Annotated in this window: 16 protein-coding genes; 7 read left to right on the forward strand and 9 right to left on the reverse strand. The window is 63.2% G+C overall.

From position 1 onward, the window contains the following. The first annotated feature begins 813 nt into the window (after positions 1-813). Genes K3136_RS09955 through K3136_RS09980 form a run of 6 tightly spaced genes read left to right on the forward strand, consistent with a single transcriptional unit; the run spans position 814 to position 17,285 of the window. Positions 814-10,668 carry a DUF5801 repeats-in-toxin domain-containing protein gene (locus K3136_RS09955; protein ID WP_221430163.1) on the forward strand — a complete coding sequence of 3,285 codons (9,855 nt, stop codon included), beginning with the start codon at positions 814-816 and terminating at the stop codon, positions 10,666-10,668. Between the two features lie 35 nt (positions 10,669-10,703). After that, positions 10,704-11,414 (forward strand): OmpA family protein, encoded by a 711-nt coding sequence (locus K3136_RS09960; RefSeq protein WP_221430164.1) that lies wholly within the window; start codon positions 10,704-10,706, stop codon positions 11,412-11,414. A 17-nt stretch (positions 11,415-11,431) separates the two neighbouring features. Next, positions 11,432-12,835 (forward strand): TolC family protein, encoded by a 1,404-nt coding sequence (locus tag K3136_RS09965; RefSeq protein WP_221430165.1) that lies wholly within the window; start codon positions 11,432-11,434, stop codon positions 12,833-12,835. A 27-nt stretch (positions 12,836-12,862) separates the two neighbouring features. After that, positions 12,863-15,007, forward strand: a complete 2,145-nt coding sequence (locus tag K3136_RS09970; protein WP_221430166.1) for a type I secretion system permease/ATPase — start codon at positions 12,863-12,865, stop codon at positions 15,005-15,007. Continuing rightward, a complete protein-coding gene (locus K3136_RS09975) occupies positions 15,004-16,023 on the forward strand; it encodes a cell wall hydrolase (RefSeq protein WP_247711327.1) in 1,020 nt (339 codons plus the stop codon). Before K3136_RS09970 ends, K3136_RS09975 begins: the two co-directional genes overlap by 4 nt. Continuing rightward, complete coding sequence (locus K3136_RS09980; protein WP_221430167.1) at positions 16,020-17,285, forward strand: HlyD family type I secretion periplasmic adaptor subunit; 1,266 nt, start codon at positions 16,020-16,022, stop codon at positions 17,283-17,285. The genes K3136_RS09975 and K3136_RS09980 overlap by 4 nt, the downstream gene beginning before the upstream one ends. A 39-nt stretch (positions 17,286-17,324) precedes the next feature. Here K3136_RS09980 and K3136_RS09985 read toward each other — a convergent pair whose 3' ends face one another. The 8 genes from K3136_RS09985 to K3136_RS14135 all read right to left on the reverse strand — a co-directional run bounded on the left by K3136_RS09985 (position 17,325) and on the right by K3136_RS14135 (position 21,577). Further along, complete coding sequence (locus tag K3136_RS09985; RefSeq protein WP_221430168.1) at positions 17,325-18,278, reverse strand: transglutaminase-like cysteine peptidase; 954 nt, start codon at positions 18,276-18,278, stop codon at positions 17,325-17,327. 171 nt (positions 18,279-18,449) lie between these two features. Continuing rightward, positions 18,450-18,830 carry a hypothetical protein gene (locus K3136_RS09990; protein ID WP_221430169.1) on the reverse strand — a complete coding sequence of 127 codons (381 nt, stop codon included), beginning with the start codon at positions 18,828-18,830 and terminating at the stop codon, positions 18,450-18,452. A 207-nt stretch (positions 18,831-19,037) separates the two neighbouring features. Continuing rightward, a complete protein-coding gene (gene rplL / locus K3136_RS09995; RefSeq protein WP_221430170.1) occupies positions 19,038-19,415 on the reverse strand; it encodes a 50S ribosomal protein L7/L12 in 378 nt (125 codons plus the stop codon). An 81-nt stretch (positions 19,416-19,496) separates the two neighbouring features. Further along, positions 19,497-20,012, reverse strand: a complete 516-nt coding sequence (gene rplJ, locus K3136_RS10000) for a 50S ribosomal protein L10 (protein ID WP_221430171.1) — start codon at positions 20,010-20,012, stop codon at positions 19,497-19,499. 308 nt (positions 20,013-20,320) lie between these two features. Next, complete coding sequence (locus tag K3136_RS10005; RefSeq protein WP_221430172.1) at positions 20,321-20,578, reverse strand: hypothetical protein; 258 nt, start codon at positions 20,576-20,578, stop codon at positions 20,321-20,323. 84 nt (positions 20,579-20,662) lie between these two features. Then, positions 20,663-20,893: a helix-turn-helix domain-containing protein gene (locus tag K3136_RS10010; RefSeq protein ID WP_221430173.1), complete on the reverse strand. Its 231-nt coding sequence runs from the start codon at positions 20,891-20,893 to the stop codon at positions 20,663-20,665. Further along, entirely contained in the window at positions 20,893-21,429 is a 537-nt protein-coding gene (locus tag K3136_RS10015) for a DUF2975 domain-containing protein (RefSeq protein ID WP_221430174.1), read from the reverse strand. Before K3136_RS10015 ends, K3136_RS10010 begins: the two co-directional genes overlap by 1 nt. Before the next feature lie 19 nt (positions 21,430-21,448). Continuing rightward, positions 21,449-21,577 carry a hypothetical protein gene (locus tag K3136_RS14135; RefSeq protein WP_282099929.1) on the reverse strand — a complete coding sequence of 43 codons (129 nt, stop codon included), beginning with the start codon at positions 21,575-21,577 and terminating at the stop codon, positions 21,449-21,451. A gap of 164 nt (positions 21,578-21,741) precedes the next feature. Between K3136_RS14135 and K3136_RS10020 the strand changes: the two genes are divergently transcribed. Further along, the gene (locus K3136_RS10020; protein WP_221430175.1) at positions 21,742-22,434 is read left to right on the forward strand and encodes a DUF4956 domain-containing protein; all 693 of its coding nucleotides are present in this window, start codon (positions 21,742-21,744) and stop codon (positions 22,432-22,434) included. Here K3136_RS10020 and K3136_RS10025 read toward each other — a convergent pair. After that, positions 22,431-23,477 (reverse strand): hypothetical protein, encoded by a 1,047-nt coding sequence (locus K3136_RS10025; RefSeq protein ID WP_221430176.1) that lies wholly within the window; start codon positions 23,475-23,477, stop codon positions 22,431-22,433. The genes K3136_RS10020 and K3136_RS10025 overlap by 4 nt on opposite strands. Positions 23,478-23,628: the final 151 nt, after the last annotated feature.

Genomic DNA, 23,628 nt, shown 5'->3' on the forward strand with positions numbered 1-23,628 from the left:
CGGGCCCTCCGGTCAACTTTCTTGCAACGATTATGCAGTTTCTCGGAAAATCAGGGGCTTATTGCCTGCCAAATAATAAAAAAACTGGTTAATTCTTAAAGGCTTCGAGAAATTCTCTGCGCGAATCGTCGCAGTTGCCGCTCAATTCGTCGAGCTGGTGAGCAAAGTGATTCCCTGGCGCCGACGCGAGGGGAGTGCGCGCGGGATTCCCTATAGGGGAGGGGTGGTTTGCGTGGCGCAGGCGAATCGGGGTTTCCTATCCTTCTGATTTTCCTCGAATCACCGATTCGCAAGTTCGGATCGAGTTGGCCAGGCGGACATGCGGCGGCCAGTTCGGTCGGTTGATAGCTGGCCTTGGATTCGCACGCAGGTCGCAGGCTGGGAGCAACGTTAACGCTCACAATTTCTGCAGGCTCACTTGTCGGCAGCGAGCGGCGCTATTTGCTTGGGCCTTGTCCCAACTCTGGACCGTTCTCGTTTATCTTTCGAAATCAGTGCTATAATGGATTTTCGATGGCCCTTTTGGGCAGGTCGGCTTTGCGCAGGGGGTGAACAACAGTTAATTGGTTTGCATGCGCCCGCAAGTAGTGGTTTCTTTCCATGCAACGGCTCATCCGACTACAGGCGCGATTCGTCTGTGGGATGGAGACAATTGAAGCCGGGTCGCGGACATGACGGAAGGATCGCAGGCGATGGGGGCATTTCCATTCGCGCGATCAGCCAGACGCCACATGACGTGGCAGGCGCTTTCGGACTTGTTCGCTCGGCCAGGGGGAAACCGCTGACCGCCCGGCATTAGTAAGGACGGAAGACATGGATAGCTTCGAAACGCGCAACGACTTCTCCGAAGCCCAGGCTGGCACCGAAGGCTCCGATGAGCAGATGCAGGGCAATGCCAACCAAGCCCAGCCCAGCTCGCGCGGCGATATCATTCTCCTGCCCGACGCCAACGGTGTCGTTGTGCTTCCCGAAGGGACCTCGCTCGACAACTTGCGCGCAGAAGGTCGGGACCTCGTCCTCATCCTCGAAGACGGCAGCCGGGTGGTCATCCCCGAAGGCGCCATCATCGTCCCGCAGATCGTAATCGACGGCGTCACCGTTCCTGCTGCCAACCTTGCAGCCCTGCTGACCGGCAACGAGCCGCAGCCCGCTGCCGGCGATCCGCAGAGCTCGGGCGGCAACTTCGAAGTCGATCCGGGCAACATCCAGGCTGCCTATGGCCTCGGCGATCTCCTTCCATACACCGAGCTGCAGTTCCCGCAGCCCGAAGAAAAGGAAGTCATTCCCTATAACGTCAATCAGGATCCCGAGATCGTGATCGAGACGCCCGACAATCCCGTCGGCGTCATCAATGCCATCGCTACCGTGGACGAAGCCGGCCTGCCGGCTCGTACCGTTGACGGCATCGGCGAAACCCCAGGTACGCGTGACGAGACCGATGCTGAAACGGCTAGCGGTACCATCGTCTTCGAAGCGCCCGACGGCGTTTCTGCTGTCTTGATCAACGGTGTCGAGATCACCGCCATCGGCCAGACCTTCACCAGCGACGACGGTACGCTGACCATCACCAGCATCGATCTGGAAAATGGCGAAATCGGCTTCTCCTACACCCTCGAGGACAACCTCGTTGGCCGTACCGAAGACGGCTTCTTCACCATGACCGTCGTCGATGTCGACGGCGACAGCGCCGATGCAAGCCTGCTCATCCAGGTGATCGACGACGCGCCGATCGCCAATGACGATATCGACAGCGTCGATGCTGGCACCTACGGCCCGATCGACGGCAACGTCATGACCGGCGCCGGCACCGACACGGGTGCAGCGGGTGCCGACGAAGAAGGTGCCGACGGCGCGGTGGTCACCGACTTCTCCGGCGCAGGCGGTTCGGGTTCGGCCGGCGACACCATCGACGGTGAATACGGCACGCTGACCCTCGAAGCCGACGGCAGCTACACCTACACCCGTTTCGACGATGCCCCCGGCGGCGTCTCGGACGAATTCACCTACACGCTCACCGATGCAGACGGCAGCACCGCCACGGCGACCCTGACCATCAATATCGGTGACAGCACGCCTGAAATCACCCGCCTGCCGAGCGGCGATGCCGAAACGCTCGTCGACGAAGCAGGCCTTCCCGCACGTATCGGCGAGGCGGAAGGTTCGGACGAACCGGCAGACAGCGAAACGGCTGCGGGCACGATTACTTTCGTATCGCCCGATGGCGTTGCGAGCGTCGAAATCAACGGCGTCGAAGTCACCGGCCCCGGCCAGACTTTCGACGTGGGCGAGGGCACGCTGACGATCACCGGTTACGATCCGGTCGCCGGCACCATCACCTATGAATACACGCTCGAGGACAACACCTCGGGCGACGACGTCTCCTATGACGTCGACCTGACCGTGACCGACCTCGATGGCGATACCGCAATCGGTACCTTCACCATCTCGGTCACCGACGACGTACCCACCGCCAATGACGACAGCGAAACGCAGGACAGCGAAGATGCTCCTGTCACGGTCGACGTTTTCTCCAACGACGTACAGGGCGCCGATTCGGTCCAGCTCGACGCGATCGCGCTGGTCGACGGTACGCTCAGTGGCAACGGCACCGTCACCTACAATGGCGACGGCACCTTCACCTACACGCCTGCTCCGGGCGAAGAAGGCACCGTAACCTTCGACTACACCATCACCGATGGCGACGGCGACGTCTCGACCGCCACGGTCACGATCATCCTGGACAACGACTCGACGCCGGGCATCCTCGTCGGTGGTCAGAATCAAGTTTTTGAGGAGGCTTTGCCTGCCCGCGGTGGTGAGCCGGCCGGATCCAACGAAGATAGCGACGGAGAATTTGCCAGCGGCTCAATCATTCTCGTGACCCGGGGGGATACCGTCGGTTCGCTGGTCATCAACGGCGTCGACGTCACTGCCGGCGGCACCGTCACGACTGCCGACGGGGTCCTGACGGTTACGCTCACCAATGGCGTCTATGGCTATACCTACGAGCTGACCGACAACACGCTCTCGGACCCCGACAGCGACAGCTTTACGCTGGTCGTGACCGACAGCGACGGCGACACCGCCCAGACGACGCTGGTCATCAATATCATCGACGACAATCCGTCGGCAGCAGACGATGCCAACAGCATCGCGGCCGGCGACTACGGTCCGGTCGGTGGCAATGTGCTCGACAATGATACCGTCGGCGCAGACGATGCAGCCGTCACCTCCTATACCGGTGCGAACGGCAGCGGCGTTGCAGGCGACACCATCCAGGGTAAATACGGTACGCTGACCATCGAAGCAGATGGCAGCTACACCTACACCCGCGATGCAGGCACCGAAGGCGGCGTTTCGGACACCTTCACCTACACCATCACCGATGGCGACGGCGACACCGCGACCGCCACACTCGTGATCGCGATTGCCGACAGCCCGGTCGTGCTCGACCTGCCGGTTGCAGGCGAAGACGGTACGCTGGTCGATGAAGCAGGCCTTCCGGCCGGTTCGGATGCGGCCAGCGACAGCGAGTTCACCAGCGGCACCTTCACCTATGACGCGCCCGACGGCCCGGCCTCGGTCACGATCGACGGCGTTGCAGTCACCGCTGTCGGCCAGACCTTCACCGGCAGCTTCGGCACGCTGACGATCACCTCGATTGCCGACGGCGTGATCGGCTACACTTACGAGCTGACCACCAACACCAGCGGCGACGACACCTTCGACAGCTTCGCAGTCGTCGTCACCGACCAGGACGGCGACACGTCCTCGGGCGATCTCGAGATCGCAATTATCGACGATGTCCCGACCGCGGTTTCCGACACCGACAGCGTTACCGAAGACGGCCCGCTGACCGCCGACGGCAATGTCATCACCGATGCCGAAGCCAATGGCGACAATGGCGCGGATACGCAGGGTGCCGACGGTGCCAGCGTCACCGGCGTTGCATTCGGCGCGACCGACGGCACCGTGGGCAGCTCGCTCGACGGTATGTACGGTTCGCTCGTCCTGAACGCGGACGGAAGCTACACCTACACGCTCGACAACACGAATCCGCTCGTCCAGGGTCTCGATTCCACCGAGAGCCTGACCGAGGTCTTCACCTACACCATCACCGATGGCGACGGCGATCCCAGCACCACCACGCTGACGATCACCATCAATGGCGACGACGATATCGTGACCATCAACGGTCTCGACCTCCAGACGCCCGAACTGACCGTCGACGAAGACGATCTGGCCGACGGCTCCTCGCCCGATGCAGGCGCGCTGGTGCAGAGCGGCAGCTTCACCGTGGACAGCCCTGACGGGCTCAGCGTCCTGACCGTTGGCGGCGTCCAGGTGTGGGGTGGCGGCGAAACCTACCCGCTCACCATCACCGGCGATTATGGCGATGTCCGCATCACTGCAGTCGACGTCACGCTCGATGCGAATGGCGACGTGGTCGCTGCAACGGTTTCCTATGAATACGAGCTCGGCGACAACACGCTCGACCACTCGGTCGCAGGCGAAGACTCGCTGGTCGACAGCTTCGATGTCGTTGCAACCGATACCGACGGCTCGGATGATACCGCATCGCTCGACATCGAAGTGATCGACGATGTCCCGACCGCCAATGACGACAGCGCCGACCAGGCCGTCGAGAATGATCCGATCGTCATCGACGCGCTCGACAACGACGTGTTCGGTGCAGATGGCGTCGATACCTCGAACATCGCGAGCGTCTCGGTCACCACCCAGGGCACCCAGGGTACGGTTACCTACGATCCGGACACCGGCCTGTTCACCTACACGCCCGCTCCGGGGGCTGGCAGCAACGGCCAGCTGACCGACAGCTTCACCTACACCATCATCGACAATGACGGCGACAGCTCGACTGCGACCGTCACGGTCAATCTGCTTCCCGACAGCGAGCCGACCGGTGGCACCGTCACCGCGACCGTCGATGACGACGGGCTTGCCGGTGGCAACCCGGATTCGGATACGGGCGACCTCGACGCCAACGTGGGCGACGATCCGGCCGACACCAGCGAAGCCAGCTTCACGGGTTCGCTGACCTTCGACGTCGGCAATGACGGCCCGGCCACCATCACTTTCGATCCGTCGCTCGACGGCACGTCGGCCATGCTCGGCAGCGAAATGGTCACTTTCACCTTGAACGGTAACGTCCTGACCGCATCGAGCGGCCGCGGCGATATCTTCACCGTCGAACTGACCGATGCGCAGACCGGTGCCTACACCGTTACCCTGCTGCAGAACGTCTTGCACACCGCCGGCAATGACGAAAACGACGCTTTCGCAAGCATCGGCTTCATCGTCTCCGACAGCGAGGGCGACACGGTCGGCACCACGCTCGACATCACCTTCGACGACGATGCGCCGACCGCCACCGACAACACCAATTCGGTCACCGAAGGCGACACCGTCACCGGCAACATCCTGACCGATGACGACGGCTTCGGCGTCGATGCCAATGGCGCCGACGGCTCGCTCACCATCCTGAGCGTTTCGGGCACCGGCGGCACCGACAATGGCGCGCCCTTCGTCGTCACCGGCACCTATGGCGAACTGACCGTCAATGCGGACGGCAGCTACAGCTACGAAAGCTTCGCCAATGCGACGAATGCCGATGTCAGCGACGTCTTCACCTACCAGATCGTGGACGCAGACGGCGATGTCGCCGAGGCCACGCTCGAAATCGACATCACGAATGTCGCAGGTACGGTCGAAGACAACGGCGCGACCGTCAACGAAGCCGGCCTCGGTTTCGGCAGCGATCCCGCCAGCGACAGCGAGTTCGGCAACGGCCAGATCACGGTCACCAATGCCACCGGCACCTTCACCTATGTGCTGGTGAGCCCGGCAACCGGCACCTACGGCACGCTGACGCTGGATCCGGACACGGGTGCCTACACCTACGAACTGACCACCAATGTCGATGGCGACAGCCTCGTCCCCAGCCAGGGCGGCGACAATGGTGCGAACACGGTCACCGGCCAGGAGAGCTTCGACTACGAAGTCTATGACGATCTTGGCAATCTGATCGGCACCGGCACCATCGACGTGAACATCATCGACGATGTTCCCTCGATCGACGCTTCGGTGGTCGACGGTGATGCGGTCACGCTGACCACGCAGGATGCCGACACGGTTGGCGGTACCGACACCGACGTTTCGGTCGCCGACTTCGGCGGCGCATTCTCGATCGACAGTAGCGAATACGGTGCGGACGGCGCAGGCAGCATCGCCTGGACCTATAGCCTCAATGTCGAAAATGCGGTCTCGGGCCTCACCAGCGACGGCGTTGCGATCGAACTTTCGATGAACGGCGACGTGGTCGAAGGCCGCGCCGGTGGCGTGCTCGTCTTCACCCTCGAAGTGAACGACGCGACCGGCGTCGTGACGCTGACCCAGTACGAAGAGATCGACCATGCTCTGCCGGGCGACAGCAGCAACTACGACGCGCAGCTGGCAGTGCTGGGTGACGGCCTCGTTACCCTCTCGGGCACGGCAACGATCGTCGATGGCGATGGAGATATTGCCGACGAAACCGTGGTCCTCGACCTCGGCGGCAACGTCCGCTTCGCCGACGACGGTCCGGCTATCGATGCCACGGTCACCGATGGCGATGCAGTCACGCTGACCACCTTCGACGCGGAAACCGTCGGCGGCACCAGCGTCGACGTTTCGGTTGCCGACTTCGGCGGCGCCTTCTCGGTTGCCTCGAGCGACTACGGCGCAGACGGCGCTGGCTCGATCGCCTGGGATTACAGCCTCGTCATCGACAATGCTACCTCGGGTCTCACCAGCGATGGTGTTCCGGTCGAGCTGACCATGAACGGCGATGTGGTCGAAGGCCGCGCGAATGGCGTCCTCGTCTTCACCGTTGCTATCGACGACACCACCGGTGTGGTCACGCTGACCCAGTATGAAGAGATCGACCATGATCTCCCGGGTTCGGACAGCAATTACGACAGCCAGCTCGAAGCGCTCGCCAATGGCGTGCTCTCGATCTCGGGCACCGCAACCATCACCGATGGTGACGGCGACACGGCTGAAGAAACCGTCCTGCTCGACCTCGGCGGCAACATCCGCTTCGCCGACGACGGCCCGAGCATCGACGCTTCGGTCACCGATGGTGACGCGGTCACGCTGACCACGCAGGACGCCGACACGGTTGGTGGCATCGACACCGATGTGTCGACCGCAGACTTCGGCGGCGCGTTCGCAGTCGACAGCTTCAACTTCGGCGCAGACGGCGCAGGTTCGATTGCCTGGGATTATGGCCTCTCGGTCGTGAGCTCGGCTTCGGGCCTCACCAGCGACGGTGTTGCGATCGAACTTTCGATGAACGGCGATGTGGTCGAAGGCCGCGCCAATGGCACGCTTGTCTTCACCCTCGAAGTGAACGACACCACCGGTGTGGTCACGCTGACCCAGTATGAAGAGATCGACCACGATCTTCCGGGCTCGGACAGCAATTATGACGCACAGCTCGAAGTGCTCGGCTCGGGCCTGGTCAACCTGACCGGCACCGCGACGATCACCGACGGCGACGGCGATACGGCTGAAGAGACTGTCGTTCTCGACCTCGGCGGCAACGTCCGCTTCGCAGACGATGGCCCGGCCATCGATGCGACCGTGACCGATGGCGACGTGATCACTCTGACCACGCAGGATGCCGATACCGAAGGCGCTGCCAGCGACACCGACGTGTCGACGGCCAACTTCGGCGGTGCCTTCTCGATCGCCTCGAGCGACTATGGTGCCGACGGCGCGGGTTCGACCGCCTGGTCCTACTCGCTGGTCATCGACAACGCCGTTTCGGGCCTTACCAGCGGCGGCAACCCGATCACGCTGAGCATGAACGGTTCGGAAGTCGAAGGCTTTGCCAACGGCGTGCTGGTCTTCAGCGTCTCGGTCGATGCGTCGACCGGCGAAGTGACGCTGACGCAGTATGAAGCGATCGACCACGATCTGCCGGGCGACAGCTCGAACTACGACAGCCAGCTGGCAGTGCTTGCCGACGGCGTGCTCTCTCTCTCGGGCACCGCGACCATCACCGATGGTGATGGCGACACGGATGAAGAAACCGTGGTCCTCGACCTCGGCGGCAACATCCGCTTCGCCGACGATGGCCCGATTGCAGTGGCCGACACCAACACCCTGACCGAAGATACAGCTTCGGTTGGCGGAAACGTCGTCTTGACCAACGCCGATGACTTCGGTGCAGATGGCGCAGGCAGCCCGGCTGTAACCGCAGTGACCGGCTTCGGCGGCGCTGCAGGAACGATCGGCGGCTCCACCTCCGGCGAGTTCGGCACCCTGACGCTCAACGCAGACGGCACTTACACCTATGCGCTCAACAACGCTTCGGTGCAGTACCTCAACGACGGCGACAGCGAGACGGACACCTTCACCTACACCATCGTCGACAGCGACGGTGATACCAGCACGACGACGCTGACGATCACGATCACGGGTTCGAACGACGCCCCGGTCCTTACGCCGAGCGGAGTGGTTGTTTCGGAAGAAGGCCTGACGGATTCGCTCGGCAATCCGATCGGCAATCCCGACACCGTCGGTACCCCGGACGATATGACCGATAGTCGTTCGGCAAGCGGCACGATCGGGATTTCCGACCCCGACAATGATACCTTCACGGTGACACTCGGCATTCCGACCACGCCGGGCCTGACGTCGGGTGGCGAAGCCATCGTGTGGAGCCTGAATGCCGATCAGAATGTGTTGATCGGTGCTACTTCGGAAGGTGTGATCATTGCCGTTTCGATCGCCAACGATGGCAACTACGACGTTGTCCTCAACCGTCCGGTGGATCACTCGGACACGTCGGTTGAAGACATCCTTGGCTTCAGCATCGACGTTTCGGTAAACGACGGCACCACGACCACGACGCTGCCCGCGGGCATCACGGTGGTGGTCGAGGACGACAGCCCGATCATCGGCGACATGACGCCCGATAGCATCACGGTCGGCAACTTCGACAATGCGACCGGTACCGGTACGTTCGATTACTCGCCTGGCGGCGACGGACATGGTGAATTCCAGATTACCTACACCGGCACGCCGATCGACGGTCTGACCTACACGCTGACGCAGCTCGACAACGACAATGACGGCCAGAACGACGGCGCGATCCTGACGGCTTCGGCCAATGGCACCGACGTCTACACGCTCGAAGTCGATGTCGACGGCAACTACACCTATACGCTGCTGGCACCGGATACGGGTTCGACCGAATCGATCTCGCTGCTGAACCTTTCGGCAGGTGGCCCGGGCTTCCGCGAGCTGGAAGACGACCCGAGCACGATCGACATCAATGAAGATGGCCGGATCGAGTTCTCGTCCAACGGCAACGGCGTGAACGCGTCGACGCAGGGCTTCGGCGTCAGCAACCAGTGGACCGACCCGACGGAATTCTTCACCATGGAATTCCACGTTCCGGGCAACCTGGGTGTCAACGACGATCCCGAAACCGATGCCGATATCCTCACGGGTATCACGCTGAACGTCCAGCAGGTCCGTTCCGGACCGGTGGACTTCCGCTGGACGGTCACTCGCTACAATGACGATGGCACGGTGGCCGAGACCGAAACCGGTATCATTACCATCTCCAGCGCCGGTGACCTGGTGATCCCCGCGACCATCTCGTTTAGCGAATTGACCATGGAGAACATCGACACCGCAGGCAGCGTCCGCTTCCGCGCCGACGTCACGGTCGAACGCTCGATCCTCCCGCAGGATCTCACGCTCGACTTCGACATCAGCGCAACCGACTCCGATGGCGACGTCACCAGCGTTTCCGACCTCTCGGTCTTCATCGATGCCGACATCACCTCGGCAGCGACGATCAAGACGCTCGACGACACGCTGATGGCCGACGCCGAAGTGCTGGACATGGCGATGTTCGGTTCGACGAGCACCGCCCAGCAGGACGGTTCGCGCATGATGGCTCGCGCCACGGAAGCGACGGCGATTGCGGCAAGCGCTGCGGCCTTCGTCATGCCGACCATCGAAGCGGGCTTCGAACAGGACTTCGGACAGACCGCTTCCGCCGGTGATCTTATGGTTAATTTCGAGTTTGCGGCTGCGCCGACGCTCGAAGCGCCGCAGATGCCCGAAGGTTACGCGATCGCATTCGACGGCCGCGTGGAAATCGATGCCGGGGCCGGCCAGGATCTCGCCATGGCGAACATCCTCGGTGATGGCGGCGACTTCCAGGCAGCCATGGGCGACGCGGTTGCCGCGCCGGACATGGGCGGCTTCGAATATGCCGCAGCCGACGAAGGCTTCGCTGGAATGCCGAGCGCGTTCGACGGTCTCGCCATCGGCGATACCGGAAGCGCGATGGAAGCCCTGCTGATGCTCGAGGCGAACGCGCCCGCAGCGGACGCAGCAGAGCTGGCCGATGCCGGCAAGGCACTGGGTGAAGCGGTGGCAGAACTTGCTGCCGAGGCACAGGTCGACGATGTGGTCGCGCACTTCGCCGCCAACGATACGGGAGCCGGCAACGGCGATGCGATCAGCGTCCCGGTCGAGGGCCTTCTCGACGGGATGATCGGCAACGACCTTCCCTTCCACACCGTCGGCATTGCTCAGACGGACCAGACCGACGAAGCGGCGCTTGTCGCAGCTTCCGCTTGAAAATAAACGGGATTTTGCAACAGGGGACCTTTGCAATGAAGAACATAACAGCGATTATCGCGTTGGCCGGAGCGGTGGTGGGCATGATACCCGCTGCGGCTTTCGCGCAGGACGATCTGATGAGCATGGAAGGCAGCCAGCTGCGCGGCGAAGTCGAGCGGCGTTATGACGCTGCTCTCGCGATGACCAACAATTCGGCCATCGTGAACGCAAACGACCCGCGTTACACCTGGGCGAGCGAGGCGAAGGCCCAGTGCGGCATCGCGCTCGGCTTCCTCAAGTCGAACACCAAGGACGAGACCAGCCTGTCGAAGTGCGCGCTGGCCTACGACATGATGAACCGCGAGCCGACGCCCTATGTCGCGCCGCCGCCGCCGGCACCGCCTGCGCCGCAGCCGGAAGTCTGCAACGCAGAAGCACCGGGCCTCATCTTCTTCGAGTTCGATTCCGCCACGCCGCAGCAGGATGCTGTCGAGACGGTCGAATATGTCGTCGAAAACGCTCCGACCTGTAACTGGCGCAGCTTCACCGTCGTCGGCCATGCCGACCGTGCGGGCAGCAATGCTTACAATATCGGCCTGTCCGAACGCCGGGCCGAGGCAATCGAAGAACTGATGACCGCCCGCGGCATTTCGGCAGGCGTCATCACTACTCAGGCACAGGGTGAGGAATCGCCGCGTGTCCCGACCGCCGATGGCGTACGCGAGCTGCAGAACCGCCGCGTCGAAATCCTGGTCAGCGAGTAAGAGAGGGGGATAAGACAATGTACAAGAAAACCCTTGCAACCGCCGCCGCAATCCTGCTCGCAGGTTCGGCTCCGGCCGTGATGGCACAGACCGCCCAGGCGGAACCGGTAACGATGCAGGAAGCGATCGAAATCGCGATGCAGTCGAATCCGGAAATCCTGCAGGCGCAGTACAACAAGGAGGCGATCGAGTTCGAACGCCGCCAGGCGCAGGGTCTCTTCCTGCCGCGCGTCAACATCGAGGCAAGCGCGGGTATCCGCCGTCTCGAGAACAACACGCGTCGCCAGCTCGGCATTGCCGATGACGAACTCTATCCGCTCGAAGCCGGTATCACCGGTGAATGGACCGTGTTCGACTTCGGTCGCCGCCGGGGTGAACTGCTGCGCCAGGCCGCCCGCGTCGATGGTGCTTCGCTGCGCGTCGTGGAGCGTTCGGAATTCGTCGCCCTGCAGATCGCCCGCCAGTATCTCGACGTGCTGCTCCAGCAGCGCGTTGCTGCCGCTGCGCAGGACAATGCCATGTTCCACCAGTCGCTGGTCACCGACCTGTCGCGCGGCGTGGACGAAGGCTCGATCTCGATCGCCGACCAGCAGCAGGCCGAAGAGCGCCTGCAGTCGGCACTGGTCCGTAGCGAGGAAGCGAACCTGGATCTCCAGAACGCATACATCTCGCTGCGTCGCCTGACCGGTCTCGATATTTCGGCCGGAACGCTTCCGCCCGACCTGTCGGCGGCAATGCCGTCCGATCTCGCCTCGGCCATCGGCCAGGCACGCCTGAACAACCCGCTGGTGCGTGAAGCACAGGCCGATGTCGATGCCGCCAATGCGCTGGTGGATTCGGCTGAAGGCGACCTGTGGCCGACCATCGGCGTCGAAGCCCGCGGCCGCGTGGGTGAAGACATCGACGGTTTCCGCGGTGATACCAACGATGTACAGGCTCGCGTCGTGCTGCGCTGGGACGTTTTCGACGGCGGCATCAACCGTGCCAAGCTGCAGGAAACCGTTCGTCAGGCCAGCCTCGCACGCTACGCCCTGCACGATCGCCAGCGCGAAGCGGAAGAAGATGTCCGACTCGCATGGCAGCAGCTCGATACGCAGCGCCGCATCACGCAGCAGCTGGGCCGCCAGAGCCAGGTCAGCGACGACCTGCTGTTGAGCTATCGCAGCCAGTTCAACATCGGCCGCCGGTCGCTGCTGGACGTGCTCGACGCGCAGAACACCCGCTTCAATACGCAGGTGCGTCTCGAAACGGCACGCTTCTCGCAATTATTTGCGCAGTACCAAACGCTAGCTGCTACGAGTAATTTCCTGGACGCCCTCAATATCGCACCGGGTGCCGGTGCGGGCGAGGCTGAACGTGCACGGTTCAACTACGGACCGCCTGCGGAAGCCGAGCTCCAGAGGCGCGTCGACGGAGATTAATCGCGCGGAGCAAGGGCCATAACGGCTATGGAACAAGCAATTGCCGAACAGATCGACGGGCGGGTCCTGGACCCGCTCGTCGAATGCATTGGAGAGGGAGCGCGTCGCTACGGGCTCCCTTTTGCGCGTGACCTGCTCGCGCAATTGCCCCGCAACGCCGAAGGGCTGCTGCCCTATCACCAGGCGCCTGCTGCTCTCGACCTTGCCGGGCTGAATTACGACGTCGTCGAGCGCAGCCGCCTGCCGGCCAGCGCGACGCAACTGCCCGCGATCGTCGCGCTGGAAGAGGGGCGCTATGTCATCGTCCTCGATTCGCAGGACGGCGAACTGCTCGTCTGGCGACCCGAGACGGGCAATGAAATCTGGGAAAAGCGCGAAGAGATTTCCGGTGTCTACGCCGGTCGCCTGATCCCGATCTACGGCGATCCCGATCGCATGCGCGCCGACGAGGCGCCGTGGCATGCCAAGGCGCGTTCGCACTGGTTCTGGGGCGAACTTCGCCGCGAGCGCAAGGCGTTCATGCCGGTGCTGCTGGCATCGCTGCTCATCAATTTGCTCGCCGTCGCGCTGCCGATCTTCACGATGAACGTCTACGACCGCGTGATCCCGAACCAGGCGCAGGAAACGCTCTGGGTGCTGGGCACGGGTGTTCTGCTGGCCTTCGCGCTGGAATTCGCACTGCGCCGTGCGCGGACCTCGATCGTGGACGAGATCGCCCAGCGTCTCGACCTCAAGCTGAGCCAGAAGATCTTTTCGCGCCTGCTCGCCGTGCCGCTGGCAGAGCGCAAGGGACACACCGGCTCGCTCGCCGCGCGTGTCGCCGAATATGCGACCGTGCGCGATTTCTTCGCCTCGACCTCGGTCGTGCTGGTGGTCGATGCGCTGTTCCTCGTCATCTTCGTCATCGTCATCGCGATCATCGCCGGGTGGCTGGCGCTCGTCCCGCTGACGATCATCCTCACCATGACGATTGCTGGATTCATCCTGCAGAAGAAGGTCGTCGAGGCCTCGCAGGATGCGCAGGCCGATTACGGCCTCCAGCAGACGCTGCTGGTAGAATCGCTCACCGGTGCGGAAACGCTCAAAGCCATGGGCGGCGAGGGCGGCATGCTCTCGCGCTGGCACCGGCTTGCCGAAGTGGGCGGGCATTCGCAGCTGCGCCTGCGCAACATCAACTCGGTTGCGGTCGGCCTTGCACAGGTTTTCCAGCAGCTTTCGACCGTGGCGCTCATCATTGGCGGCTACTATCTGTTCGCCGCCGGCGAGATCACCATGGGCGTGATCATCGCCATCGTCATGCTCGCATCGCGTTCGCTCGCACCGGCCGGCCAGATCGCCTTCCTGCTGACCCGCGGCCGCCAGGCCAAGGAAACGCTCGGCAGTATCGAGCGGATGTTCGAGGGTGGGGACGAGCGCAAATTGGGCGCGAGCGTCGCACCCAGCGCGATCACGAAGCCGCGCATCGTCTTCCAGGATGCCGAGTTCCGCTACAGCGAGGAATCGCCGGTGGCGCTGGCAGGCCTAAACCTGACCATCGAGCCGGGTGAGCGCATCGCACTCGTCGGGCGCGTGGCATCGGGCAAGTCGACCTTCGGCCGCCTCCTGTGCGGCCTCTATGCGCCGACCGAAGGCTCGATGACCGTCAACGGGATCGACAGCCGCCAGTACCGTCCGCACCAGCTGCGCGATGCACTCGCCTTCGTCGGACAGGATGCCGCGCTTTTCTCCGGTTCGGTTCGCGAAAACCTCACGCTGGGCAAGATGGGCATTTCCGAAGAGGAACTGGTCGCCGCCATGCGCGCCACCGGTGCCGATAGCTATCTGTCGCGCGATGCAGGCGGTTTCGACCGCGCAGTGGGCGAAGACGGGCGCCAGCTTTCGGGCGGCCAGCGCAGCTTCCTCTCGCTGACCCGCGCCATGGTCGAACCGCGCGAGCTCCTGTTCCTCGACGAGCCCACCGGCGCAATGGACAGCGATACGGAAAAGCTCTTCGTCGAGCGCCTTTCGCAGTCGATCACGCCTGACCAGACGCTGGTCATCTCGACCCATCGTCCCGCACTCTTTGCGATCTGCGACCGCCTGATCGTGCTCGACCGTGGCCGCATCGCTGCCGATGGCCCGGTGAAGGACGTGCTCGCCAAGGCCGGTGCGGCGCGCGGAGGCGCCTCGTGACTTCGGCTGCGACCCACAAGGCCCGCCGCTATGGTGCTATTGGCCTGCTGGCTGGCGCGAGCTTCCTTGTCGGCACATCCTCTCTGCTCGTACCGCAGGAAACCGTTGCCGCGATGGCAGTGCTCGAGCCGGAATTGCAGCAGGACCTCGCAGCGATGACCACATCGAGCGAGGCCGATCAAACGCTCGCAAATACCGATCCCGAAGGTGCGATCGAACGCAACCTTGCGATCCCGACCATGAAGAGCGGTATCGAGCGGGCAGGTCGTTTCACAGGCATTCCCATGTCGTCGGCGCATTATGGCACGGCAACCGAATGCCTTGCGCAGGCAGTCTATTACGAAGCCGCCCTGGAACCGGAAAAGGGCCGCCGCGCGGTTGCGCAGGTGGTGCTCAACCGTGTTCGCCATCCCGCCTATCCCAACACCGTCTGCGGCGTGGTCTACCAGGGGTGGAACCAGCCCGTCTGCCAGTTCAGCTTCACTTGCGACGGCGCACTGATGCGCAAGCCGCGTGCAGACCTGTGGCGCAATGCCAAGGCCATCGCGCGCGATGCCTTGTCCGGCTACGAGGTTGCCGAGGTGGGTACTGCGACGCATTACCACGCCGATTACGTCGTGCCCTACTGGGCGTTTCGTCTTGGCAAGATCGCGCAGGTCGGCCGTCACATCTTCTACCGCTTTCCCGGGTCCCCGGGCCGCGCGGCCAGTTTCTACGGCAGCTGGGGTGGCCGCGAATACAAGCCGGCCATCGACTTCGCGCGTTTCCGCAAAGACGATGACGCGGTCGAACTCGCAGCCAGCGCAGTGCCCGAATATACGCCCGGTCTCACCGTCGCTCCCGACGTGAAGGACCGTCATGCCGCTGCCGATGTCGGCGGGCGGATCGACACCACGAAGACCTGGCGCTTGAGCATTCCCGATCCCGTCCAGCTGAGCGCAAGCTATCGCTCGACGGTCGGCGGGCAGGGCGAAGCAATAACCGCGCCCGCAACAGTTTCGGAGCAAGAGCAATGAGCGTGACCCAGCGCTGGAATGCGATGACTGCCTCGCGCCGCCTCATCATCGTCGCGGCGGTGGGGATTGCGCTGCTGTTCTCATGGGCCGCCGTCGCAGAGGTGGACCAGATCACGCGCGGCACCGGCAAGGTAATTCCCTCGAGCAAGGCGCAGCTGGTCCAGCCCGCCGAACCTTCGGTGGTGTCCGAGATCCTCGTGCGCAACGGCCAGAGCGTGAAGAAGGGCGACCTGCTGGTCCGCCTCGACGATTCGCAGAGCGCGTCCGCCCTCGGTGAGCTTCAGACGGAGAACGAGCGCCTGACGGCACGCGCCCAGCGGCTCGATGCAGAGGCTGGCGGTTCGTCCGCCGGATGCGGGGAAGGAACAGCCTGCGCGGAGGAACGCCGGCTCGCACAGGCCCGCGCCGATACGGCCCGCGCGCGAGAATCCTCACTCGCCTCGGCAGTCGAGCAGCGCCGCCGCGACCTGTCCGAAGCGCAGGCCACCGCGTCGAGCCTCGAAAGCAGCCTGCGCCTTGCCCGCGAACAGGTCGACATGCTCCGCCCACTGGCAGAAAAGAACATCGTCCCGCAGACCGATTTGCTTTCGGCCCAGCGCGAAGTCGTCGATTTGCAGGGCCGCCTCTCGGCTGCCCGCCAGGCCGCAGGACGCGCTTCGGCAGCGATCCGTCAGGCACAGGCCGACCTCAGCCAGGCACGTGCCGATTTCCGCCAGCAGGCGCTCGCCGAGCGTAGCGAGATCACCACGCGTATCGCGGTGAACGAGGAAAGCATTCGCGGTGCTTCTGCAAGGCGCGACCGCAACGAATTGCGCGCGCCGTCGGACGGTGTCGTCAACGATCTGCAAGTCACCACGCAGGGCGGCTTCGTCAATGCAGGCGAGCAGATCATGCAGATCGTCCCCGTGGGCGACAAGCTGCTGATCGAAGCGCGCATCTCACCCAGCGACCGTGCCTTCGTGAAGGTCGGCGACAAGGCCAACGTCAAGGTCACTGCCTACGACTTCTCGATCTATGGCGGCATGCGCGGGAACGTCGTGCAGGTCAGCGCCGACAGCATTTTCGACGAGGTCGAGCGCGAAGCCTATTACGCGGTCGTAATCGAAACCGACCGCGCCTTTATCGAGAAGGGCGGGGTACGCCTGCCGATCGTGCCCGGCATGGTTTGCGACGTGGAAATCCTGACCGCGCGCCGCAGCGTGCTGTCCTATCTGTTCAAGCCGGTGAACCGCGCCTTCGACCGGGCGATGACCGAGCGATAAGGTTGGGGGAGAGGGGAAGGGTGCAGCAGCACCCGCCTCTCAATATCCGTGCAGGAAGCTCTGCTTTGCGCCCAGGCTCATGACCGGGCGGTAACCGTGGCTCTGCGATCCGTCGAGCGGGGCACTGCCGACATTGTCGAGCATGACGAAACCGTCTTCGGTCTTCACCACGAGAACAGCGTGATCGCGGCGGCGGATCAGGTCGCGTGCAAGCGTGAGCATCATGTCTTCACTCTTGATTCCGGCCGCAGCGAGCAGTTCCATCTTGAGCAGGGCGAAGTCTTCGCAGTCGCCGCGCCCGAGGCGCAGCGTCGTGGCTGCATCTGCCCAATAGTCGCTGCGGCCGAACAGGTCCCGGTCCTCGGCATGGCCGATGCTGCGATTGACCCACGCATTGACCGAGGCGATCAGGTCCGCGCGGTCAGCCTTGGGGCCGGAAATCGAGGCAAGCGTGGGCGCAAGGTCGGTGCGGGCGCCGCTCACGCGGTTCCACTGGGCATCGAAGCTGGTGCGGCCGATCGGCACCATGCGGCTGCCGAGGATGAGGCCGTCACGCGGCTCCGTACGCGGTGCGAAAACGGAAAAGCCCGGGCGCTGCGCGACGAAGCCTGCCGGTTTGGCGGCAAGCTTCGGATTGAGCTTGAAAGGTTGCGGAGCAAGCGCGCAGGTCCGCGCGTCGCGCGGAGCAGGTGCGGCTGCGGGTTCGAACTTGGCAGGCGTTCCGGATAGCAGCGGATGCGACGAGGGCGCTTCCTGCTGCGCGCGGATCGCGTCGAGCGCGCTTGTCCCGCCAAGGATCTGTGATCCCTTGCTGGGCGCGCTGTCGGACATCGAGACCGGAGCACTCGGAGCGAATGCCGAGGAGCAATTGGTGGCTTCGATGGCGATCGCCGCCGGTACCATCGCGGCGCCGGGAATGGCTGCCTGCGCGGCAGGCGCAAGTGCGAAGGTGGCGGCACCGGCAAGCGCAAAGCGCAGCGCGGATCGTGCCATGCGGGCGGTGTGAGAGCTTCCGGCCATGGGGCATGGCTAATGGCCTTGCCTCAAGGTTCGGTTTCGCGTTCTGGTTAACGCGGCCGCAAGGATTGGTCCGCCCGAAGATCTGCTTCGGCGGAATTTCGATGTCTTGCGGGGGTCTTGTGTTCAGACGATCGTGCTTGACGATCAGGCGCTGCGCCGCTGCGACTTCGTGCGGCGAGAATAGCGGCCAAGCGGGCGCTGACGTGCCCGGCGTGCTTTGTGGCGCTTGTCGGGAAGCGCCGAGCCGTAGCTGAAATAGGAGTGCGTGACGCGCTTCCTGCGTTTCCGGGAGCGACCGGGCAGTCGGTAGGTGATCGACTTCACGGCGTCATTCGCGCGCAGGATCACCCAACCTGCAAAGTCGCAGGCGTCGAAGACGAACAGGAACGGCCACGCGACCGCCATCCAGGGGCGGCCGTCGAGGCAGCAGGCGGTGAAGGAGTCCGGGAGCAGGCGGGAGTGGAGCGCGGCCAGGACAAGGCACGCGCAAACGTAGGCGCAGAGAACTGCGATCGAAGCGACCATTTTTTCCTCTTTTCGGGAGCACCTCTTACGGGTGTGCGGTGCCGTTATTGCGGCGGGATGCCTCGCGCAAGAAGCGAAGCGAAGAATTCCGGAATAAACCCGATTTATCGCCGCGGCGCCCCGGTTTCGCATGCAAAAAGGGCGGCACCTTGCGGTACCGCCCTTTCGTGATCTCTCGGGTGAGAGATCGAAGCGTAAGCGAAAAGCTTACTTGAGCTCGACGGTACCGCCGGCTGCTTCGATCTTGCCCTTGATTTCTTCGGCTTCTGCCTTGGCAACGCCTTCCTTGAGCGGCTTCGGTGCGCCTTCGACAAGAGCCTTGGCTTCGGTAAGGCCGAGACCGGTGATGGCGCGGACTTCCTTGATGACCTGGATCTTCTTGCCACCGTCGCCGGTGAGGACGACGTCGAATTCGTCCTTTTCTTCAGCAGCGGCACCTGCGTCGCCACCGCCGGCCGGGCCAGCAACAGCAACAGCAGCAGCGGCGCTCACGCCCCACTCTTCTTCAAGTGCCTTGGCAAGCTCAGCGGCTTCCATGACGGTCAGCTTCGACAGTTCTTCAACAAGCTTGGCGATATCAGCCATGATGTTTCACTCCAATAAATAGGCCGGGGTGCCGGATGGCTCTGCCCCGATGAATATGTGTTCTTACGCGAGAACCGGCTCTTACGCGGCTTCCTTGGCGCCATAGGCACCGAAGACGCGAGCGAGCATCGAAACGGGTTCCTTGATCGTGCGGACAACCTTGGTTGCCGGCGCGTTGACAAGGCCCACGATCGTGCCACGCAGTTCGTCGAGGCTCGGCATCGAGGCGAGTGCCTTGATCCCTGCTTCGTCGAGTGCAGTCGCTCCCATGGAACCACCGACGATTTCGAGCTTGTCGTTCGTCTTGGCGAATTCCACTGCCACCTTTGCAGCTGCAACCGGGTCTTCGCTGTAGGCGAGGGCGGTCGGGCCGGTCAGGTGGTCGGCGATACCGGTGTAATCGGTACCTTCGAGGGCGAGCTTGGCGAGACGGTTCTTCGCAACCTGGTAGGACGCACCGGCTTCACGCATCTTCGTACGCAATTCGGTCGACTGTGCGACCGTAAGGCCCAGGTTGCGGGTCACGACGACCACGCCAGCCTGGTTGAAGACTTCGCTGAGCTGGGCGACCGCATCGGCTTTCTGCGAACGATCCATGCCATACTCCTTCACTATGACCCCGCCGGAAATGCTCCGCCGGGATCGGCTACGTTTGTCCATGCCGATAGCTCGGCACGGGCGGGTCCGTTGATGGGGAAGGAGTGCGCCACTTGACGCGAAACGGCGGGCCGGGGCCCACCTGAAAATCTCTTTTCCCCGCCTAGGCTGGAAATTAAGACCGGCAAATCCCGGTCGCCAACTGTCTCGGACGGATGAGGGCGGATACAAAGAGACCCGCCTTCGGTGGCGGGCCTCTAAGGATTTCAGCGATTCTGTCAAGCCCGCGCGGGGTGCGGACGCGACAATCACATCTCGGCTTCTTGCGTGTCCTCCTGATACTCTTCGAGCGATTCCTCGGTCGTGACCGGAGTGTCGTCGACGAGGCCTTCGGATTCCAGCATGCCGTCTTCGCTCGGGTTGTAGGCTTCGGCGTCTTCCGCGCCGGTCTCTACCGTGGTGGCGTCGGGCGTAATGTCTGCCGTGTCGCTGCCGTCGATCGGGTCGCCGCAGGCCGAAAGCGAGAGAGCTGCGGGCAGGGCGGCGATCAGGATAGTCTTCTTCATGGATATGTCCCCAATATCTGCCGGGGCAGGGCGCACCCGGATCGGTTTTCCAACGCCGCCGGGCTGCGCCTGTTCCGCCGTCACTCAGCCGGGCCGGCCCTCATAGGCGAGCAGGTCGCCCGGCTGGCAGTCGAGCTCGCGGCATATCGCCTCGAGGGTGGAGAAGCGGATCGCCTTGGCCTTTCCCGTCTTGAGGATCGAGAGGTTGGCGAGGGTGAGGCCGACACGGTCTGCCAGCTCGGTGAGCGTCATGCGGCGTTCGTGGAGGAGGTCATCGAGCTTGACCATGATCCGGGTTCCTTCTTCGGCTGGCATCACACGGTCCCTTCGAGGTCGGCGCGCATCAGGGCTCCGTGACGGAAGACGCGGGCGAGGATGAAGAGTGTAACGGCCAGGATAATGGCGCCTAGGTCGAGGTCGACATCGACTGTGAAATTCTGCTCTTCGAAGGCCTTGGCTGCCAAGAGACCAATTCCCGCAACCGGCAACGCAACGACCTGGATGCCGAGGGTAATCCAACCCATCACGCTGAGCCGACGTGAATTCTCGGGCACGAAGGGATCGCCTTCGCCTACCGAATCGATGATGTGCTTCAGATTTCGGAAGAATACGAAGGCGAGCGAGACGATCACGAAGCACAATAGCAGGACGACAGTGATGGCTCCTAACGTTGCGCCAAGGGAAAGTGAGGAATCAGCGGACATTGCCTCGGCGATATGGCTTTGGCTCAGCCAGATGACCGGAATGGCGATGATCAGAGCGATGGCTCCCAAGCCAAGCAAGGCCTGGACGATGACGGTCAGGATGCGCCCGAATTTGAGCAGGGCGTCATTGGCGAGTGGATTGGACATGGAAGTCTCCAGAATGGCGTCAGGCGATGGCAGGCGCTGCGAGGATCGCGACCTGCGCGGCGGGCACGCTGGTCACGGTCTGGAGCGACATGACGGTGATCGCGAGGGCTGCGAAAGCGGCGGCGAAATGGGTAGTGAGACGGGGCATTTATCGAACTCCTTGATCTTTAATATCGATAATCAATAAGGCGGGTCGGACTTATTGTCAATCGATAATATCGAAAAACGATAATTCGCTTGCGGATGAGGATTTTGGTTGGGCCGCAAATGCGGCTATGGGATGAATTCCGGCCTGCTTCTGAAGGGGAAAGCATGACGAGAGTCCGCAGCCTGTTCCTACGTCTCACGCTTTTCTATCTCGTGGTCACGGGGGCAGTCGTGGGGTTCGTTTCCCTGTTCCCCTCCATGCTCCACTACATGCCGATCGGCGGTGCCCAGACGCTATTGAGCGCGCAATCGGGCGATCCCTTCCAGGGCATCGGTATCGGGGCGACCCAGGTCGGCAATCTTGGCCAGTCGATCGCCTGGCTCTTCATCGCTGTCTGCGGCGCCGTGCTGACCACGCTGCCGGTCACATGGGTCTACATGGCGTCGCGCAGCCGGACCGAATACGACCAGGCGCTGGTGGAAACGATGATCGTCCTGCCCATCGCGGTCACGGCTATCGTGGTGATGGTTCACAATTCGCTCGCGCTGGCCTTCTCGCTGGCAGGGATCGTCGGCGGCGTGCGCTTCCGCAACACGCTCAAGAGTTCGGGCGATGCAATCTACATCCTGCTCGCTACGGGCATCGGCCTTGCCGCGGGGATCGGCGCGCTGGAAATCGCGCTCGTCATGACCGTGCTGTTCAACTTCACCTTCGCCTTCCTGTGGGTGGCCGATTACGGCGGGCTGACCGGCACGCATCGTTATCTGCGACCCAACCACGTGCATCTCGAGGAAGAGGCGGAGGACGATCCGCAGGGACGCGACCAATCGGGCGAGGGTGGAGCTCCCCGCAGCTAGCGGCAGCGGCCTGTCAGCCTTGCCTTGAAGGTTTCGGAATTGCCGATGTCGTCATAGAAGCCGGCGAGGTAGCTCAGCATCTCCTGCTTCGTTGTGGCACTGGCATAGGGTGTGGCCGCGAGCTCGGCCTCTAGCTGGGGCCTCAGTGTGCGCAGGCGATCCGCCTCGGCTGGCAGGAGCGCGTTGAAAGCACAGAAGCCTCGATAGACGCGGGTCTTGACCGAGCGCGTCTTCAGGCGCTCGTTCGGTTCGGCGTAGATCGCGTCCACCAGCCCTGCTGCGTCGAAGTCGTAGGGCACGGGAGTAAGCCCGGTGCGCGCGGATCTTCCGGCCCCCAGCAGGCGCGAGTTGTGACAGCAGTCGGACTTCTGAGGGCCGATCACCATCGACCAGTCGGTATTGCCGATCATGTACTGGAACAGCGCATATCGCGCCGCATCGCCCTGATCGAGGCTGGCCACGGGAATCTCGCCCGTATCGATCTCCTTCATTCCCAGTCGGCGCGCGGCATCATCGCCATCTTCGATAAAGAAGCCCAGCCGCGTCGCCACGACTTCTCCATCATCGACATAGCGGATCCGCGCGAGCCTGACGCGCAGGCTTTCCGCCGTGATCCGGTTATAGAGCCGGTAGGCGGCGTATTCGCGCAGGACCGTCTGTTCCGCCGCATCCACATCGCGGCAATGGGTGACCAGCTTGATCCGACCCTGGCGGTAGAACAGCGATTGCTTGCCGGGCTTGTCGGGAAAGGCAATGCGCAGCGGGGGGAAGCGGCATTTGTCGCGTTCGCGGCGGGACTTGCCACGTGCGGCAAGCGTGATGGCGTGGCTTTCGCCTGCCGCATCCAGCCTTGCGTCGTGCGGCTTGGTCGAACGCTGCGCCCTGCGGGCAATGCCCCTGACAGGGCCGGTCAGTGTGACGACGATGATCGAATCGTCGGCGAACAGGGGAGTGACTTCGCCCGCGGCGCCTTGATGCGCGCTGCCCGGGACAGCGGCGCAAAGCGCGCCTGCCACACCAAGGAAAAGCCAACGATTCTCCATCAGGTCTCCCTCCCGATCTGCGGCATGCATAACACAGCTTGCCGCCGCCCGGCAGTGCCCGCCGTTCGCGAGGTCAAAGAGGTGTTTGACTTAACCCCGGTGACTTCCTACATGCCCCCTCGACCGCACGCTTCGAGCGAGTCTGATTCAT

Origin of the sequence: Qipengyuania gelatinilytica (genome assembly GCF_019711315.1) — a bacterium.
GTDB lineage: Bacteria > Pseudomonadota > Alphaproteobacteria > Sphingomonadales > Sphingomonadaceae > Qipengyuania > Qipengyuania gelatinilytica.

Coding starts and splice junctions, on each gene's coding strand:
- K3136_RS09955 (WP_221430163.1), top strand. CDS start 814: ATGGATAGCTTCGAAACGCGCAACGACTTCTCCGAAGCCCAGGCTGGC.
- K3136_RS09960 (WP_221430164.1), top strand. CDS start 10,704: ATGAAGAACATAACAGCGATTATCGCGTTGGCCGGAGCGGTGGTGGGC.
- K3136_RS09965 (WP_221430165.1), top strand. CDS start 11,432: ATGTACAAGAAAACCCTTGCAACCGCCGCCGCAATCCTGCTCGCAGGT.
- K3136_RS09970 (WP_221430166.1), top strand. CDS start 12,863: ATGGAACAAGCAATTGCCGAACAGATCGACGGGCGGGTCCTGGACCCG.
- K3136_RS09980 (WP_221430167.1), top strand. CDS start 16,020: ATGAGCGTGACCCAGCGCTGGAATGCGATGACTGCCTCGCGCCGCCTC.
- K3136_RS09985 (WP_221430168.1), bottom strand. CDS start 18,278: ATGGCACGATCCGCGCTGCGCTTTGCGCTTGCCGGTGCCGCCACCTTC.
- K3136_RS09990 (WP_221430169.1), bottom strand. CDS start 18,830: ATGGTCGCTTCGATCGCAGTTCTCTGCGCCTACGTTTGCGCGTGCCTT.
- rplL (WP_221430170.1), bottom strand. CDS start 19,415: ATGGCTGATATCGCCAAGCTTGTTGAAGAACTGTCGAAGCTGACCGTC.
- rplJ (WP_221430171.1), bottom strand. CDS start 20,012: ATGGATCGTTCGCAGAAAGCCGATGCGGTCGCCCAGCTCAGCGAAGTC.
- K3136_RS10005 (WP_221430172.1), bottom strand. CDS start 20,578: ATGAAGAAGACTATCCTGATCGCCGCCCTGCCCGCAGCTCTCTCGCTT.
- K3136_RS10010 (WP_221430173.1), bottom strand. CDS start 20,893: ATGCCAGCCGAAGAAGGAACCCGGATCATGGTCAAGCTCGATGACCTC.
- K3136_RS10015 (WP_221430174.1), bottom strand. CDS start 21,429: ATGTCCAATCCACTCGCCAATGACGCCCTGCTCAAATTCGGGCGCATC.
- K3136_RS14135 (WP_282099929.1), bottom strand. CDS start 21,577: ATGCCCCGTCTCACTACCCATTTCGCCGCCGCTTTCGCAGCCCTCGCG.
- K3136_RS10020 (WP_221430175.1), top strand. CDS start 21,742: ATGACGAGAGTCCGCAGCCTGTTCCTACGTCTCACGCTTTTCTATCTC.
- K3136_RS10025 (WP_221430176.1), bottom strand. CDS start 23,477: ATGGAGAATCGTTGGCTTTTCCTTGGTGTGGCAGGCGCGCTTTGCGCC.